General features: G+C 58.4%; 15 protein-coding genes. 10 read left to right on the forward strand and 5 right to left on the reverse strand.

What is annotated here, in order from left to right; translation table 11 throughout:
• Window positions 1-3: 3 nt before the first annotated feature.
• From ACESMK_RS13695 to murB, 7 genes are read left to right on the forward strand one after another with little or no spacing between them, the layout of a single operon-like run.
• Window positions 4-429: an ExbD/TolR family protein gene (locus ACESMK_RS13695; RefSeq protein ID WP_372999736.1), complete on the forward strand. Its 426-nt coding sequence runs from the start codon at window positions 4-6 to the stop codon at window positions 427-429.
• Window positions 426-2,204, forward strand: a complete 1,779-nt coding sequence (gene msbA, locus ACESMK_RS13700) for a lipid A export permease/ATP-binding protein MsbA (protein ID WP_372999739.1) — start codon at window positions 426-428, stop codon at window positions 2,202-2,204. Before ACESMK_RS13695 ends, msbA begins: the two co-directional genes overlap by 4 nt.
• Window positions 2,201-3,247, forward strand: a complete 1,047-nt coding sequence (lpxK, locus tag ACESMK_RS13705; protein WP_372999742.1) for a tetraacyldisaccharide 4'-kinase — start codon at window positions 2,201-2,203, stop codon at window positions 3,245-3,247. The genes msbA and lpxK overlap by 4 nt, the downstream gene beginning before the upstream one ends.
• Before the next feature lie 18 nt (window positions 3,248-3,265).
• Window positions 3,266-3,454, forward strand: coding sequence for a Trm112 family protein (locus ACESMK_RS13710; RefSeq protein ID WP_372999745.1), 189 nt, complete (start codon window positions 3,266-3,268; stop codon window positions 3,452-3,454).
• Window positions 3,455-3,481: 27 nt separating this feature from the next.
• Window positions 3,482-4,276 carry a 3-deoxy-manno-octulosonate cytidylyltransferase gene (kdsB, locus tag ACESMK_RS13715; RefSeq protein WP_372999748.1) on the forward strand — a complete coding sequence of 265 codons (795 nt, stop codon included), beginning with the start codon at window positions 3,482-3,484 and terminating at the stop codon, window positions 4,274-4,276.
• A complete protein-coding gene (locus tag ACESMK_RS13720) occupies window positions 4,269-4,748 on the forward strand; it encodes a low molecular weight protein-tyrosine-phosphatase (protein ID WP_372999751.1) in 480 nt (159 codons plus the stop codon). The genes kdsB and ACESMK_RS13720 overlap by 8 nt, the downstream gene beginning before the upstream one ends.
• Window positions 4,745-5,779 (forward strand): UDP-N-acetylmuramate dehydrogenase, encoded by a 1,035-nt coding sequence (gene murB, locus ACESMK_RS13725; RefSeq protein WP_372999754.1) that lies wholly within the window; start codon window positions 4,745-4,747, stop codon window positions 5,777-5,779. The genes ACESMK_RS13720 and murB overlap by 4 nt, the downstream gene beginning before the upstream one ends.
• 72 nt (window positions 5,780-5,851) lie before the next feature.
• Here murB and ACESMK_RS13730 read toward each other — a convergent pair whose 3' ends face one another.
• The gene (locus tag ACESMK_RS13730) at window positions 5,852-7,585 is read right to left on the reverse strand and encodes a proline--tRNA ligase (protein ID WP_372999757.1); all 1,734 of its coding nucleotides are present in this window, start codon (window positions 7,583-7,585) and stop codon (window positions 5,852-5,854) included.
• 127 nt (window positions 7,586-7,712) lie between these two features.
• Here ACESMK_RS13730 and ACESMK_RS13735 point away from each other — a divergent pair, with 127 nt between their 5' ends.
• Window positions 7,713-8,327, forward strand: coding sequence for a TetR/AcrR family transcriptional regulator (locus ACESMK_RS13735; RefSeq protein WP_372999870.1), 615 nt, complete (start codon window positions 7,713-7,715; stop codon window positions 8,325-8,327).
• Window position 8,328: 1 nt separating this feature from the next.
• Here ACESMK_RS13735 and ACESMK_RS13740 read toward each other — a convergent pair whose 3' ends face one another.
• Window positions 8,329-8,826, reverse strand: coding sequence for an Lrp/AsnC family transcriptional regulator (locus tag ACESMK_RS13740; protein WP_372999760.1), 498 nt, complete (start codon window positions 8,824-8,826; stop codon window positions 8,329-8,331).
• A gap of 145 nt (window positions 8,827-8,971) precedes the next feature.
• Between ACESMK_RS13740 and leuA the strand changes: the two genes are divergently transcribed.
• Window positions 8,972-10,666: a 2-isopropylmalate synthase gene (gene leuA / locus ACESMK_RS13745; RefSeq protein WP_372999763.1), complete on the forward strand. Its 1,695-nt coding sequence runs from the start codon at window positions 8,972-8,974 to the stop codon at window positions 10,664-10,666.
• Between the two features lie 91 nt (window positions 10,667-10,757).
• On the opposite strand, the gene ACESMK_RS13750 is transcribed toward leuA, so the two are convergent.
• The 3 genes from ACESMK_RS13750 to xseA form a co-directional block, all read right to left on the reverse strand.
• On the reverse strand, window positions 10,758-10,967 hold the full coding sequence (locus tag ACESMK_RS13750) for a cold-shock protein (RefSeq protein ID WP_008169155.1): 210 nt from the start codon (window positions 10,965-10,967) through the stop codon (window positions 10,758-10,760).
• A 315-nt stretch (window positions 10,968-11,282) separates the two neighbouring features.
• The gene (locus ACESMK_RS13755) at window positions 11,283-13,157 is read right to left on the reverse strand and encodes a propionyl-CoA synthetase (protein WP_372999766.1); all 1,875 of its coding nucleotides are present in this window, start codon (window positions 13,155-13,157) and stop codon (window positions 11,283-11,285) included.
• A gap of 103 nt (window positions 13,158-13,260) precedes the next feature.
• Window positions 13,261-14,649, reverse strand: a complete 1,389-nt coding sequence (xseA, locus tag ACESMK_RS13760; protein ID WP_372999769.1) for an exodeoxyribonuclease VII large subunit — start codon at window positions 14,647-14,649, stop codon at window positions 13,261-13,263.
• A 192-nt stretch (window positions 14,650-14,841) separates the two neighbouring features.
• On the opposite strand from xseA, the gene guaB reads away from it, so the two are divergent.
• A complete protein-coding gene (gene guaB, locus ACESMK_RS13765; RefSeq protein WP_372999772.1) occupies window positions 14,842-16,305 on the forward strand; it encodes an IMP dehydrogenase in 1,464 nt (487 codons plus the stop codon).
• The last annotated feature ends 7 nt before the right edge of the window (window positions 16,306-16,312 follow it).

Below are 16,312 nucleotides of genomic sequence, written 5' to 3' on the forward strand. Positions count from 1 at the left end.
ACCGTGAAGTTCAAGCGCCAGAGAAGCCAGGAAGTCGGGGTTGACCTGACACCACTGATCGATGTGGTGTTCCTGCTGCTGATTTTCTTTATGGTTTCCACGACCTTTACCCGGGAAAGCCATTTGCAGGTAGACCTTCCGGAAGCCAGTGGTGAGCCCGCGGCAGCATCAGAAGTGCAGCAGATTGACGTGGTGATCAACGCCGAGGGGCAATACATCCTCAATGACAAAACGCTGGTTAACAACCGGCGTGAGACCCTGGAGCGGGGCGTGCGCGAACTGGCCGAGGGTGATAATTCGCTTCCATTCATCATTACCGCTGACGCCCGTACACCTCATGAGTACGTGGTCCGTGCCATGGACGTTGCCGGGCGCCTGGGATTTGCCAAGCTCAGCATCACCACCGAGCGGGAGGCTGAGAGTCAGTGAAGGTAACCGAGCCTTTGCCTGAGCCTTCGGCCGGATTACCGGCGGGCAGTTGGGAAACGTACAAACGCCTGCTTGCCTACGTGAAGCCCTTCATGCTGGCGTTTTCTCTGGCGGTTCTTGGCAATATCATTTATGCCGCTGCGTCCACCGGCATGGCGGCTGCCATGGAATACGTCATCGCGGCGATCGAAAATCCTACCGAGCAGAACCGGTTGATGCTCACGCTCGTTATTGTCGGGGTATTTGCGTTCAGGGGGTTGGGCACCTTTCTGAGCCAGTATTTCATCAGTTATGTCGGCCGTCAGGTGATCAATGCCTTGCGGAACGATGTGTTCGATCGCCTGATGACATTGCCGTCCCGGTATTTTGATGACAATGCCGCCGGGCGTCTGGTTTCCAAGCTTACCTTCAACGTGGAGCAGGTGGCCGAGGCCACAACCAACGCGGTCACGATTACCCTTCGGGAAGGTCTGACCATTATCGGCCTGCTGGGTTACATGTTTTACACCAACTGGAAGCTCACACTGATTTTCCTGGCGGTGGGGCCGCTTATCGGAGCGGTCGTCAGTTATGCCAGCAAGCGTTTTCGCAAGATCAGTCAGCGGATTCAGGGGTCCATGGGCGACATCACCCATGTGGCATCGGAATCGATTACTGGCTACCGCGTCGTACGCACCTTTGGTGGTGAAGATTATGAAAGGCAGCGTTTTCAGGAGGTTAATAACAAAAACCTCAAGCAAAGTCTGAAGATGGCGTCCACCCAGGCCATCAGTGTTCCGGTGATTCAGGTTCTGGTGGCCATCGCGATTGCCGGGCTGGTGTGGATGATGCTGGCCCCGGAAATCCGGGGGGAAATGACCACCGGCCAGTTGGTGGCGTTTATTACAGCAGCAACGACCATGGCCAAGCCGATCCGGCAGGTAACGTCGGTTCATGCCAAGATCCAGAAGGGTGTGGCTGCCGCTTACGATGTCTTCGAGACCATTGACGAATCCCCGGAGCAGGATCCTGGCACCTACGCCCCGGACCGGGTGGATGGTGCCATCGAATTCGATGACGTGGCTTTCCGGTACCGTGATCAGCTGGACAATGTCCTTGAAGGCATCTCCTTCAGCATTCCCGCGGGACAGAGTGTGGCACTGGTCGGTCGTTCCGGGAGCGGAAAGTCTACCCTGGTAAGCCTCATTCCAAGGTTCTACGAATACACCGGCGGCGATATTCGTATCGACGGTCATTCGCTGAACGAGTTTTCCCTGAAGGCGCTTCGATCCCAGATTGCACTGGTGAACCAGAACGTGGTGCTCTTCAATGACAGTATCGCTGCCAACATAGCCTACGGCGCCCTGCGGCACTGTACTCGCGAAGAAATCCGTGAGGCCGCCGCCAAGGCCCATGCCCTTGAATTTATCGACCGTATGCCTGAGGGGCTGGATACCATGATTGGCGACAACGGCGTCATGCTTTCCGGTGGCCAGCGGCAGAGGCTCGCCATCGCCCGGGCATTACTCAAGAACGCCCCCATCCTGATCCTTGATGAGGCGACATCGGCGCTCGACACCGAATCTGAGCGCCATATCCAGGAAGCACTGGAAACGGTTATGCAGGGACGCACCACTCTGGTTATCGCCCACCGGTTGTCCACGATCGAAAAGGCCGACAGGATTCTGGTAATGGAGAACGGTCGAATTGCCGAATCCGGCCGCCATGAGGAGCTTCTTGCTGCGGGCGGTGCCTACGCTCAGCTGCACCAGATGCAGTTCAGCGACCAGTCATGAGGTCTGTGCAAGCAGCCATGAGCTCGCTGGTTGAGCGTCTGTGGTATGGCAGTAAACGTCCGCTGGTTTTCCTGGCACCGCTTTCATGGTTGTACCGCAGCATCACGGAAGGCCGTCGACGCGCCGCCTGGGAGGCGCGGGATGTCTCGCTGCCGGTTCCCGTCATTGTGGTTGGCAACATTACCGCTGGCGGAACCGGCAAGTCACCTCTCACCGCCTGGCTGGTCGCTGAGCTGGCAACCGCCGGCTGGCGACCGGTCATACTCAGCCGGGGCTACGGTGGCAATTCCGGAAAATATCCCCTGGAAGTCACGGCAGCGACCAGTCCGGACGAAGCCGGTGATGAGCCGGTCATGCTGGCGCTTGGCACCGGTTGTCCGGTTGTTGTTGATCCCCAGCGACGACGGGCCGCCGACTATGCCCTGAAGAACGATCTTGGCAATTTGCTGATCTGCGACGACGGTCTGCAACACTACAAGCTGCCCAGGGATCTGGAGCTGTCGGTTTTTGACGGCCAGCGAGGCATAGGCAATGGCGCCCTTATCCCGGTCGGCCCATTGCGGGAGCCGGTTTCCCGGCTCTCTTCGGTGGATTTTGTTATCGTGAATGGCAAGGACCTTTCGGAGCAGCCTCTGGAAAGTTTCGTCGGTATCGAACACCCGGATATCTATTCCATGGTTCTTGAGCCGGCAACCCTTGTTCAGTTGAAAACCGGTGCGTTCCGGTCTGTGGAAGATCTGAAGGGCAAGCGGGTAAGGGCGGTTGCCGGAATCGGCAATCCGGTCCGTTTTTTCGATACACTCAGGGTCTTGGGAGCGGTGGTGACCGAGGCAGCATTTCCGGATCATCACAGGTTCCGCCCGGAGGATCTCGAGGCCGACGAGGAGGAGCTGATTGTCATGACGGCGAAAGACGCGGTCAAATGCCAGCAATTCGCACCTGAAAACGCGTGGAGCCTGGTGGTTGAAGCCAGATTGCCGGATCAGTTCCGGGAGGCGTTTCTCGCCCGGGTCCGCCAGTGCTCTGAGCCGTTAACTTCTTGATAATAATGAGTAAGCAACATGGATAAAAAACTGCTGGCCATGCTGGCCTGTCCGGTCTGTAAGGGCGATCTCAAACTCAACGATGCCAGAACCGAACTGATCTGTTATCACGATGCCATGGCATTCCCGATCCGTGAGGGTATTCCGGTAATGCTCGCCACCGAGGCCAGGACACTCTCCACCGATGAGCGCTTGCACAAGCGCTGAACCGAAGTCCATCAGGGTAGCTACTTCATGTCTTTTACCGTAGTCATTCCGGCCCGCTATGCCTCCAGTCGTCTTCCCGGGAAGCCGCTGGCGGAGATAGCGGGTAAGCCCATGATCCAGCATGTATGTGAGCGTGCGGCGGAGAGCCGGGCGGACCGGGTGGTTGTCGCCACCGACGACGACCGTATTTACAGCGCCTGCCAGGGGTTCGGTGCCGAAGTGGTAATGACCTCGCCCAACCACGCCAGCGGCACTGACCGGTTGGAAGAGGTAGCGAGGCAGCTTGGTTTTGAATCTGATCATCGGGTTGTTAACGTCCAGGGCGATGAGCCGCTGATCCCCCCCGAGCTGATCAATCAGGTGGCGGATAATCTGGAGTTTTATCCGGAGGCCGCGATTGCCACCCTGTGTGAACGAATTCATGATCCTGCCCAGGTGTTTAACCCGAATGTGGTCAAGGTGGTGTTTGATAGCCGGGGTATGGCCCATTATTTCAGTCGGGCGCCGATTCCCTGGGCCAGGGACCAGTGGCAGGAGGGAACACCTCTGACCGGTGTGGATAGTACCCTGCCTGGCAACATCGGCTATTTCCGGCACATTGGAATCTATGGCTACCGCGCCTCGGTCCTTGGGGAGTTTGTCAGTTGGCCACCTGCGCCCACGGAGGTTACTGAATCCCTGGAACAGCTGAGGGCACTGTACAACGGCGCCCGGATTCACGTTGACGTAGCCGCCGTGAACCCGCCGGCGGGCGTTGACACCGAGGCGGATCTCCAACGGGTCCGTGGCTGGCTGGAAAGGAGGACTAGTGACCATGGCTGAGCCAATCAGTGTGTTGTTCGTGTGCCTGGGGAACATCTGTCGCTCACCCAGTGCGGAAGGTGTGTTTCGTTCCCTGGTGGAACAGGCAGGCCTGGCAGAGCGGGTCCACATCGATTCCTGTGGTACCGGCCACTGGCATATTGGCAAGGCTCCGGACGCCCGTGCCCAGGAAGCCGCCCGGCGCCGTGGTATCGACATCAGCGGGTTGCGAGCCCGTCAGTTTAATGCCGAGGATCTGGACACCTTCGATTACGTGCTGGTGATGGATCGCCAGAACCTGGCCGATATCAAGGATGTCTGGCATCAGAACGGCGGCACCCGGCCGGCCCTGTTTCTGGAGTATGGCAGCTCGGTGCACCTGGAAGTACCAGATCCCTACTATGGCGGTGACGAGGGCTTTGAGACCGTTCTTGATCTGATTCACGAAGCCGGTGAAGGGCTGCTGGCGGATATCCGGAGGCGTCTGGATTGAGTCCGCAACCGGAAATCCGGGAGAACGTAGAACTGGAGGCACTGAACACCCTGCATGTGCCGGCCAGGGCCCGTTTCTATGTGGAGGTTCGCAGCGCCGGGGAGCTGGCCCAGTCCCTGGGTTGGGCTGCAACCGAGGGGCTGAACGTGTTGATCCTTGGTGGTGGAAGCAATCTGGTATTCGCGGGAGATTTCATGGGCCTGGTGGTTCGCCTGGCCATTCGCGGACGCCGCTGGGAACACATCGATGGCCACAACGCTACGCTGGTTCTCGGCGCGGGTGAGAACTGGCATGAGGCCGTTCTGTACGCAGCCCGGGCCGGTTATCGAGGGATCGAAAATCTGGCGCTGATTCCCGGAACCGCCGGAGCGGCACCCGTGCAGAATATCGGCGCTTACGGGGTTGAGCTCTGTGACTGCCTGGAGTCGGTTACGGCGCTGGATCGCACCACCGGTGAATTGGTGGTACTGGAAAACGAGCAGTGCCGGTTCGCCTATCGGGACAGCGTGTTCAAACAGACGCCAGATCGCTATGTGATCACGGAAATCCGCCTGGGTCTGTCCCGCTCACGGCCACTGATGCTCGGGTACCGGGATCTTCAGGAGTACCTTGGCGACACACAGGAATCCTCCCTGGATCCGCTGGATGTCGCCGAAGCCGTTATGGCTATCCGTCGCCGGAAGCTGCCGGATCCGGACAAGGTTCCAAACGCCGGCAGTTTCTTCAAGAACCCGGTGGTGGATGGCGCAACCTTCGAATCTCTCAAGGCTCGGTTCCCGGATATCGTGGCTTATCCCCAGGAGCAGGGCGTCAAGCTGGCTGCCGCCTGGCTGATCGACCAGTGTGGCTGGAAAGGTTTCCGGAATGAACGGGTAGGCGTACACAACCGGCAGGCTTTGGTTCTGATTAATCACTCATGCGGCAGTGGCAGCGACATCCTTACGCTTGCAGAGCGGATTCGCGGGTCTGTTACGGCGCGTTTTGGGGTAAGCCTTGAGATGGAGCCGGGGATTGTCGGTGGTCCTGGCTGAGGTGCCGGTGCCTGGCGGACCCTTGAGATCAGGTGCCGCCAGTGCGATGCCCGCTGACGCGGGCAGGGGGCTTTAGAGTCCTTTTCTGGGTGACGCGTTCACCAGGAAGGGCAGCGCATCGGCCACCGGAATGTCCTGTTTTTCTGCATCCCTTCGGCCCTTGTATTCCAGGGTTCCGGCAGCCAGACCGCGCTCGGACACCACGAACCGGTGCGGAATACCGATCAGTTCCATATCGGCAAACTTCACACCCGGGCGCTCTTTGCGGTCGTCCAGAAGCACATCATAGCCGGCCTGGCGCAGTTGCTCGTAAAGCTTTTCGCCGGCTTCGGCAACCGTTGGCGACTTGTGGGCGTTGAGGGTAACGATGGCCACCTGGAAAGGTGCAATGGCGTCGGGCCAGATGATGCCATTATCGTCGTGGTTCTGTTCAATGGCTGCGGCAACAACGCGGGAAACGCCCAGGCCGTAGCAACCCATGTCCATGATCACGGTTTTGCCATTCTCATCCAGAACCGTAGCGTTCATGGCGGTACTGTATTTGTTGCCAAGCTTGAAGATGTGGCCTACCTCGATACCGCGTCGGATTTCCAGGGTGCCCTTGCCATCCGGGCTCGGATCTCCCTCAACCACGTTGCGAAGGTCTTCCACACGCTCAAGCGATACGTCTCTCTCCCAGTTCACCCCCGTCAGGTGGAAGCCTTCACGGTTGGCGCCGCAGACGAAGTCCGCCAGATGGGCCGCACTGCGGTCAACAATAACCGGCAGGTTGAGTTTAACCGGCCCGATAGAACCGGCCTTGCACCCGACGGCCTGTTCGATTTCCTCATCGGTAGCCATGGTCAGAGGCTCGGCGACGCCGGGCAGGTTTTCCGCCTTGATTTCGTTCAGGGTGTGGTCGCCACGCAGGACCAGCGCGACCAGGCCGGCCTGGCCGTCTTCGTCCACTTCGGCCTTGACCAGCAACGTCTTGACCGTGCGGGTGGCGTCAATGCCGAGAAGCTCGGATACGGCATCAATGGTCTTCTGGTCCGGGGTGGCGACTTCCTTCAATTCCTCGGCCGGTGCCGGGCGATCACCACTGGGTGCCAGCGCTTCGGCTTTCTCAATGTTGGCTGCGTAATCGCTTCCGGTGCTGAACACGATGTCGTCTTCACCGGAGGATGCGAGTACATGGAACTCGTGGGATGCATTTCCGCCAATGGCGCCTGAATCTGCCTGCACCGCCCGGTAATCCAGGCCGAATCGGTCAAAAATGGCGCAGTAGGTGCGGTGCATGAGTTCATAGGTTTCGTTCAGGGATTCCGCGTTCAGATGGAAGGAGTAGGCATCCTTCATGAGGAATTCCCGGGCCCGCATGACGCCGAACCGGGGGCGACGCTCATCCCGGAACTTGGTCTGTACCTGGTAGAAGTTGGCCGGCAGCTCTTTGTAGCTGCTAAGCTCGTTGCGAATCAGGTCGGTAATCACTTCTTCGTGGGTCGGTCCGAAACAGAAATCCCGGCCGTGACGATCTTTCATGCGCAGCAGTTCGCCGCCGTACTGGGTCCAGCGCCCGGATTCCTCCCAGAGTTCGGCCGGTTGAACGGCAGGCATCAGCACTTCCTGGGCACCACTCTTGTCCATTTCTTCACGAACAATCCGTTCAACCTTGCGCAGGGTGCGCAGGCCCATTGGCAGCCAGGTGTATAAGCCGGCGGCCAGTTTACGAATCATGCCGGCACGCAACATCAGCTGATGGCTGATGATCTCGGCGTCAGCGGGGGTTTCTTTCTGGGTGGCAATCAGGTAACGGCTTGCTCGCATCGTGTCTTCCGTTTGTAATCAATCTGAAGTGTTAGACTAATGGACAGGCGGCGATTGGCCCGCCCAGGCCTTTAATTGTCGTAAAGTGGTCGTTATTGTACGGAGCCTGTTGCACAAGGTACAGATGATGACCGACGAATCTATTGATGTGGCCCCGCGGCGCCGGCCGGTTCAGGCGCGCAGCCGGGAACGCGTGAATACCATCCTCAGCCACGCCGCCATTATCTTTCACGAAGCCGGTGTCGATGCGGCCAGCATGTCGGCCATAGCCCGGCAGTCGGGAATGTCCCTGGCTTCCCTGTACCGTTATTTTCCCAACAAGGCCGCCATTGTTCATGCCATTGCCGAGCAGCAGGTAGACAAGATGGAGCGGGCCCTGCGGGAGCGTTTGCAGGAACTGAGCCTGATCGATGCCGTGGACGTTCTGATTGACCAGTTCTATGTGTTTTACCGCGACGAGCCTGCCTATTCGGCCATCTGGAGCGGCGTGGAAGCCATGCCGGAACTCCGGGACCTTGATCTGAGAGAGCTTTACAGCAATGCCCGCGATCTGGACGAGAAACTCAGAGAAGAGTACCCACAGATGCCGGAGGATCGCCGTTGGACAGCAAGCCTTTTGCTGCCGCGATCAGCCGGCACCATTCTGCGCCTCGCGGTGACGCTTCCGGAGGCCCAGGCCCACCAGTTGGTGGAAGAGCTCAAGTGCATGGCCCGAGCCTATGTTCGGGAGCTGGTCTCCTGACTCAGGAGAGATAACCCAGAGGCAGGGCAGTGCTGTCGATCACCCGTCGGAGTACAAAGCTTGAGTGCACGCCACTGACCCCCTGTATCCGCGTAATGCGGTTCAGCAGGAAGTGGTGATAATGGTCCATATCCGGCACCACTACCTTGAGCATGTAGTCGGCATCCTGGCCTGTGATCAGGTAGCACTCCTGAACCTCCGGGTACTCGGCAACCTGTTCTTCAAAGGCGGCGAAACGCTCGGGCGTGTGTCTGTCCATGCCAATCAGAATGATCGCGGTGAGAGACAGGCCGAGCTTCTTGTGATCCAGAATAGTCACTGTCCTGACAAGAATGCCTGCCTCTTCCAAAGCCCGGACACGGCGCAGGCAGGGGGACGGCGACAGCCCGACTTTCTCCGCCAGTTCCTGGTTCGTCAGGGAGCCGTCCTGCTGTACCTGTTCCAGTATTCGTCGGTCTATTTTGTCAATTTTGACGAGGTTCTTCTGCTTTTCAGCCATAAAATTGCACTCAAGTCATATTTAAAGCAATATATGGATTAAAAAATACGCTTTCCTGTTGAAGTTCGCAATCAAATATCAGCATTAACGCGTTAACCTGTACACACTGATAATGTCATTCCCGAAACCGCAAGGAATCCCACGCATGGCTTTTGATCACCGCAAATACGTTGCGTTCAAACCCGTTGCCAAAACCGATCGTCGCTGGCCCGACAAAGTCATCGAGAAGGCGCCGACCTGGTGCGCCGTGGATCTCCGGGATGGTAACCAGGCGCTGGTGAAACCCATGTCGGTTGCGCAGAAAACGCGAATGTTCGAACTGCTGGTCAAGCTGGGCTTCAAGGAAATCGAGATCGGCTTTCCCGCTGCCAGCCAGCCGGATTTCGACTTCTGCCGCAAGCTGATTGAAGAAAACCGTATTCCGGAAGATGTGAAAATCCAGGTGCTGACCCAGGCGCGTCCCGAGCTGATCGAACGTACCTACGAGGCGCTGGCCGGCGCCCGCAAGGCGATTGTCCACGTCTACAACTCAACGTCGACAGTGCAACGGGAGCAGGTGTTTGGCCTGGATCGTGATGGCATCCGGGAGATTGCCGTCAACGGCGCGAAGCTGGTTCGTGACATTGCCGCCCGCCACCCGGAAACCGAGTGGACCTTCCAGTATTCACCGGAAAGCTTTACCGGTACCGAGCTGGATTTCGCTGCGGAAGTGATTGATGCCGTGAGTGAGGTCTGGCGCCCGGAAGAGGGGCAGCCGATGATCATCAATCTGCCAGCCACCGTTGAGATGGCGACCCCGAATGTGTTCGCCGACCAGATTGAATGGATTTGCGACAACATCCAGCGTCGGGAGCACATCAGCATCAGTGTGCACACCCACAACGATCGTGGCTGCGCCGTTGCCGCCGCCGAACTGGCGGTAATGGCCGGGGCCGACCGGGTCGAGGGCACCCTGATGGGCAACGGTGAGCGCACCGGTAACATGGACCTGGTGACCATGGCCATGAACCTCTACTCCCAGGGCATTGACCCGACCCTGGATCTGTCCGGGATGGCGGAGATTACCGAGGTTGTCGAAGCCTGCACCGAGATTTCCACCCATCCCCGCCATCCCTACGCCGGGGAGCTGGTCTTTACCGCCTTCTCCGGAAGCCATCAGGACGCGATTCGCAAGTGCCTTGCCCGCCGGAAGGAAGGTGAAACCTGGAACGTGGCTTACCTGCCCATCGATCCGTTTGATGTTGGTCGTCGGTATGAGGAAGTGGTGCGCATCAACAGCCAGTCTGGCAAGGGCGGTGTCGCCTATGTGCTGGAGCGGGATTACAATATCAGCCTGCCGCGCTGGCTGCAGATCGAGTTCAGCAAGGTGGTTCAGAGAGAGGCGGAAACGAACGGCGGTGAGATTGATTCATTGACCATTCATCGACTCTTTGAAGACCGCTACCTGAAAGTCCACGCGGACTGGGCATTGCGGTCCTACGACCTGCATCGGGATGAAGACGGTGTTCACGCCGAGGTGTCCGTGGGTCGTGAGGCATCGCCAGTGCGCCTGGATGGTCATGGGCTGGGCGCTGTTGAGGCGGTATCGGAAGCCTTGGAGAAGCGTTTTGGCATAGCCATCGCAGTCGAGGCTTACGATGAGTTTGCCCTTGGTGAGGGTACCAACGCCAATGCGCTGGCCTGTATCCGGCTGACGGCGAGCGGCAAGCACTGCAGTGCAGCGGCGCTTGCCGAGGACACCACATCCGCGACCCTGCAGGCGCTGTTCTCGGCGGTAGCTCAGGCGGTTGGTGTTGAGATGCCCGAGGCGGAAACGGAGGCTGAAACAGACTGGGCCTGAAAACGCACTGCACTAACGACACAAGCCGGCACGAATGCCGGCTTGTTGGTTTTCCGATGCCCGTGAGGGGCAAAGGACGGAGCGTAGACCCTCAGACCGGGGTAACGTTTTCCGCCTGGGGACCTTTCGGACCCTGTGTTACGGTGAACTGTACCTGCTGGCCTTCGGTCAGGGTACGGAAACCGCTTGCGTTGATTGCGCTGTAGTGAACAAATACGTCGCTGCCACCGTCCTGAGCGATGAAGCCAAAGCCTTTGGACTCGTTAAACCACTTAACGTGGCCGGTTTTAGTATCGGACATTGATCTTTCCTGTCTTTCTGTAATTTGCCCTCACGGGACCTTCAAAATTCCATACGGAATCGTTGCTGAGAAATCCAGAGAGTACTGAGGAAGGGGCAACGAAGAGCACTTCGGCAGGACGTTGAAACGCATTCACCAAATACCGCTGTATTTTCACAGCAATTTCAGTATAGACCGACTTTGGGGGGCGTCAACGAAATTTTTGCACCTTTCATGCAGGTTTTATTGTCGGCAAAAACAACGGGTTGGGATTTGATTGGCCAAAAAATGCCCGCCTCCTGTGGGTGAGAGGCGGGCAGCGTCTCGTCGCTTTCGTCAGTGGCGGAATTGCTGGCTGATTTCTTCCAGAATCGCCGGATCGTCAATGGTGCTCGGCACCGAGTATTCCTCTCCATCGGCAATCTGACGAATGACGCGCCTCAGGATCTTGCCTGAACGGGTCTTGGGCAGTCGATCCACCACCATCGCCCGGCGGAAACAGGCAATGGCGCCGATCTTGTCGCGAACCATCTCCACCAGTTCGTCTTCCAGTTCGTCATGGTCGATCGTTGCGCCATCCTTGATGAGCACCAGACCGATCGGGATCTGTCCCTTCATGTCGTCATGAGCGCCCACCACACAGCACTCGGCTATGGCGGGATGAGAGGCCACGACTTCTTCCATCTCGCCGGTGGAAAGACGGTGGCCGGCGACATTGATCACGTCATCGGTACGGCCCATGACGAACACGTAGCCATCATCGTCAATGAAGCCGCCGTCGCCGGAACTGTAGAAGCCTGAAATGGGTTCCAGATAGGTCTTGCGGAATCGCTCGTCATCGCCCCAGACCGTCATCATGCAGCCCGGAGGCAATGGCAGCTTCACGGCGATCTGGCCCTGTTCGCCTGCTGGCATCTGACTGCCGTTCATGTCCACTACCTGAACGTTGTATCCGGGGGAGGGCACGGTCGCCGAGCCCGGCTTGGTGGCCATCATTTCGATACCCACCGGATTGCAGCAAATGGCCCAGCCGGTTTCGGTCTGCCACCAGTGGTCCAGAACCGGCAGACCGGTATGCTCCTTCAGCCATTCGTAGGTGGCCGGATCCAGGCGTTCGCCAGCCAGGAACAAGCGTTTCAGTGAGCTGATATCGTAGCGTGACAGCTGGTCGGCCTCCGGATCTTCCTTGCGAACCGCGCGGAATGCGGTCGGGGCGGTGAACAGCATGTTGACCTTGTGGTCCTGTACCACCCGCCAGAAAGCGCCCGCATCCGGTGTTTTCACGGGTTTGCCTTCGTACAGGATGGTGGTGCAGCCGGCAAACAGCGGTGCATACACGATGTAGCTGTGACCAACCACCCAGCCTACGTCGGAGGCGGCCCAGTAGACATCGCCGGGTTTGGCGTCGTAGACCAGATTCATGCTGTAGGTCAGCGCAACGGCATGGCCGCCATTATCCCTTACCACACCCTTGGGCTTGCCCGTGGTGCCGGAAGTATAAAGGATGTAGAGCGGGTCTGTTGATTGGACGGGCACCGGGTCCGCCGGTCCGGCCGTTTCCATCAACTCGTTCCAGTCGTAGTCACGGCCGGGTTGAAGATCGGCCTTCGCCTGGGGCCGCTGGTAGACAATGCAGGTTTCCGGCTTATGGCTTGCCTGGTCGATGGCCTTGTTGACCAGAGGCTTGTACTCGATCACTCGCGAAACTTCGATGCCGCACGAGGCGGTAATCACCGCCCTGGGTTTGGCGTCGTCAATCCGCACGGCCAGTTCGTGGGCCGCGAACCCCCCGAAAACAACGGAATGAATGGCTCCGATCCGCGCGCAGCCCAGCATCGCAATGACGGCTTCCGGGATCATGGGCATGTAGATGATGACCCGGTCACCCTTGGCGATGCCGCGGTCCTTGAGCGCCCCGGCGAAGCGGGCAACTTCTTCGGTCAGCTCAGTGTAGGTGTAGGAGCGCTGGGTGCCGGTCACCGGAGAATCGTAGATCAGGGCTTTCTGGTCACCCCGGCCTGCCCGGATATTGGCATCCAGAGCAACGTCGCAGGTATTCAGGGTGCCGTCGGGGAACCATTGTCCATGGCCATTATCGGTTGGCTGCCAGATGGTTTTGGGCGGTTCAATCCAGTCAATCTTTTCCGCCTGTTCACGCCAGAAATCGTCCGGTTTGTCGATCGACCGCCGGAACTCTGAGTGGTAGTCCATACATTCCACCTCATCGTGCCTGTTGTTGTTTTAGTACGTTTCCTGACAACTTTAGGCCGTTTGAAATCATGGACTAGTAGACCATTGGCTTAGTCTGGGGGCTTTACAGGCCAGTTTCGTCTGCAGATTTGACTGAAGTCACCTTTGCCGTCATCTCGCCCCGGGCAACTCGCGCTGAAATGGTGTCGCCAGGGGAGACGTCCGGTGCCTCCCGGATAATTCTCCCCTGGCTGTCGCGGACAATGGCATACCCACGGCCCAGAGTCGCCAGTGGACTCACAACATTCAGGGTCTGTGCCAGGTGCTCCAGGCTGTCACGGCGCTGCCTGAGATGCTGTTGCATCACCGAAACCAACCGTTCGCTCGCGCGCCCAAGGGTTTCATGGCTTTGTGAAAGCTGCCGCCGAGGGGATTGCATGAACAGCCGCTGACCCAGATGGTCATTGCGTACGGCAACGTTGGTCAGTCGCTGGCGGATGGCCTTTTCGAGCCGCAGCTCCAGTTCATCCATCCGTTGGGCTTTTTCCTGCAATTCCCTCCGGGGGTCCCGCAACCGTGCGCCAAGGTGCCCTAGCTGGGTACTCAGGCGCTTGAGGGTAAGCGCCATGGCATTGGAAAGACGGGATTCCCGTTCGCGAAGCTGTCTGAGCCAGTCGGACTGATCCGGTGAAACTTTCTCTGCCGCGGCGGAGGGTGTCGGCGCACGAAGGTCGGCGACAAAATCCGCAATGGTGACATCCACTTCGTGACCAACCGCGCTGACGGTGGGAATCCGGCATTCGGCAATGGCTCTGGCTACGGCTTCCTCGTTAAAGCACCAGAGGTCCTCCAAGGATCCGCCTCCGCGGCCGATGATCAGAACGTCGGCGATGCCATGGTTCTGGGCGGACTCAATGGCACGGACAATGTCGGCTGCCGCCGTTTTGCCCTGAACCGCTGTGGGGTAGAGCGTAACGGGGATCGCGGGGCAGCGCCGGGCAAGGACGGTGAGGATGTCGTGAATCGCTGCGCCGGTGGGAGAGGTGACTACCCCGATGTGTCTGGGTAATGGGGGCAGTGGCTTCTTCCGGGCCTGGTCAAACAGGCCCTCGGCGAGCAGTTTTCGTTTGAGCTCCTCAAAGGCCAGTTGAAGGGCGCCCAATCCTGCCGGCTCGATATGTTCGACGATGATCTGGAAGTCACCCCGATTCTCGTAGAGTGTCACCTTTCCGCGGATACGAACTTGATCGCCTTCCTTCGGCAGCGTGCGGATTCGCTGGTTCATTCCCCGGAACATGGCGCAGCGAACCTGGCATTTGCGGTCCTTCAGGGAAAAGTACCAATGCCCGGAGGACGGGCGTGAGAAGCCGGACAGTTCACCTTCCACCCAGACCTGCATGAAGCTGGACTCCAGCAGATGCCTGGCCTGATGGTTGAGCTCGCTGACGCTGAGCGCCCGGGGGCGGGTATCTTGCAGAGACGATCTCACCGGTTCTGATCCGTCGTTATACATACGCAATAGCCGAAAAAAGGGAAGGTAAAAATAGCGAAAATTCAAAAAGATGCAATCGAACCTTAAAAACGGCCCGGTTTACTGTCCCCGAGAGCCCCTTTATAATAGATCGATTAAGGATTTTGCTTTGTCGTACCGCCGCGGGTACGGCACGGAAATTCCCAACTTAGCACGTTCAAAAGGCGGATCCCAATGCTGCGAATTGCCGAAGAAGCCCTCACATTTGATGACGTTCTGCTGGTTCCCGGATATTCAGAAGTCCTGCCCCACGAGGTCAGTCTCAAGACCCAGCTGACCAAGGGTATTACCCTCAATATCCCTCTTCTGTCTTCTGCAATGGATACCGTTACCGAGGCAGAGCTGGCCATTGCCATGGCCCAGGAAGGCGGTATCGGCATCATGCACAAGAACATGACCGTTGAGCAACAGGCGGCGGCTGTTCGCAAGGTCAAGAAGTTCGAAAGTGGTGTCGTGAAAGATCCGATTACCGTCTCGCCAGAGACCACCGTTCGCGAACTGGTCGACATTACCATGGCCAACAGCATCTCCGGCCTGCCAGTGGTCGATGGCCACGATCTGATCGGCATTGTAACCGGCCGTGACATCCGTTTTGAAAGCCGGATGGATACGCTGGTTCGGGACATCATGACCCCGAAAGACAAGCTGGTTACCGTCAAGGAAGGTGCCTGCCTCGAGGAAGTTAAAGAACTGCTCCATCGCCATCGCATCGAGAAGGTCCTGGTGGTCAATGACAACTTTGAACTGCGCGGGCTGATTACCGTCAAGGATATCCAGAAAGCCAAGGACTACCCGTTGGCGTGCAAAGACGACCAGGGCCGTCTGCGTGTCGGCGCTGCGGTAAGCACCGGAGGCGACACCGAGGCCAGGATTACCGCCCTGGCGGAAGCTGGAGTCGATGTTATCGTGGTGGACACTGCCCACGGCCACTCCCGTGGTGTTATTGAGCGGGTGCGCTGGATCAAGCAGAACTTCCCTGAAGTTCAGGTGATTGGCGGCAATATCGCAACGTCACACGCGGCTCTGGCACTGGCGGAAGCCGGTGCGGATGCTGTCAAGGTAGGCATTGGCCCCGGTTCCATCTGCACCACCCGTATTGTTGCCGGCATCGGTGTTCCGCAGATTTCGGCGGTGTCCAACGTTGCCGCAGCCCTGAAAGATCTCGGCGTACCGGTGATTGCAGATGGTGGTATCCGATTCTCCGGCGACATCGCCAAGGCGATCGCCGCTGGCGCCCACAGTGTTATGATTGGCAGCCTGCTGGCGGGTACCGATGAGGCTCCGGGCGAAGTCGAGCTGTTCCAGGGCCGCAGTTACAAGGCCTACCGGGGCATGGGCTCCATCGGCGCCATGGGGCAGGGTTCCAGCGACCGTTACTTCCAGGATGCCAGCAAGGGTATTGAAAAGCTGGTCCCGGAAGGCATCGAAGGTCGCGTGGCCTGCAAGGGGCCGATGCGCAATATCGTGCATCAGCTGATTGGCGGTCTTCGCGCCTCCATGGGCTACACCGGCAGCGCCACCATGGAAGAAATGCGCACCAAGCCTGAATTTGTACGCATCACCAATGCCGGTATGCGTGAGAGTCATGTGCACGATGTGACCATTACCAAAGAAGCGCCCAACTACCGTATCGGTTAATCATTGC

This window comes from Marinobacter sp. (assembly GCF_041687235.1).
Lineage (GTDB): Bacteria > Pseudomonadota > Gammaproteobacteria > Pseudomonadales > Oleiphilaceae > Marinobacter.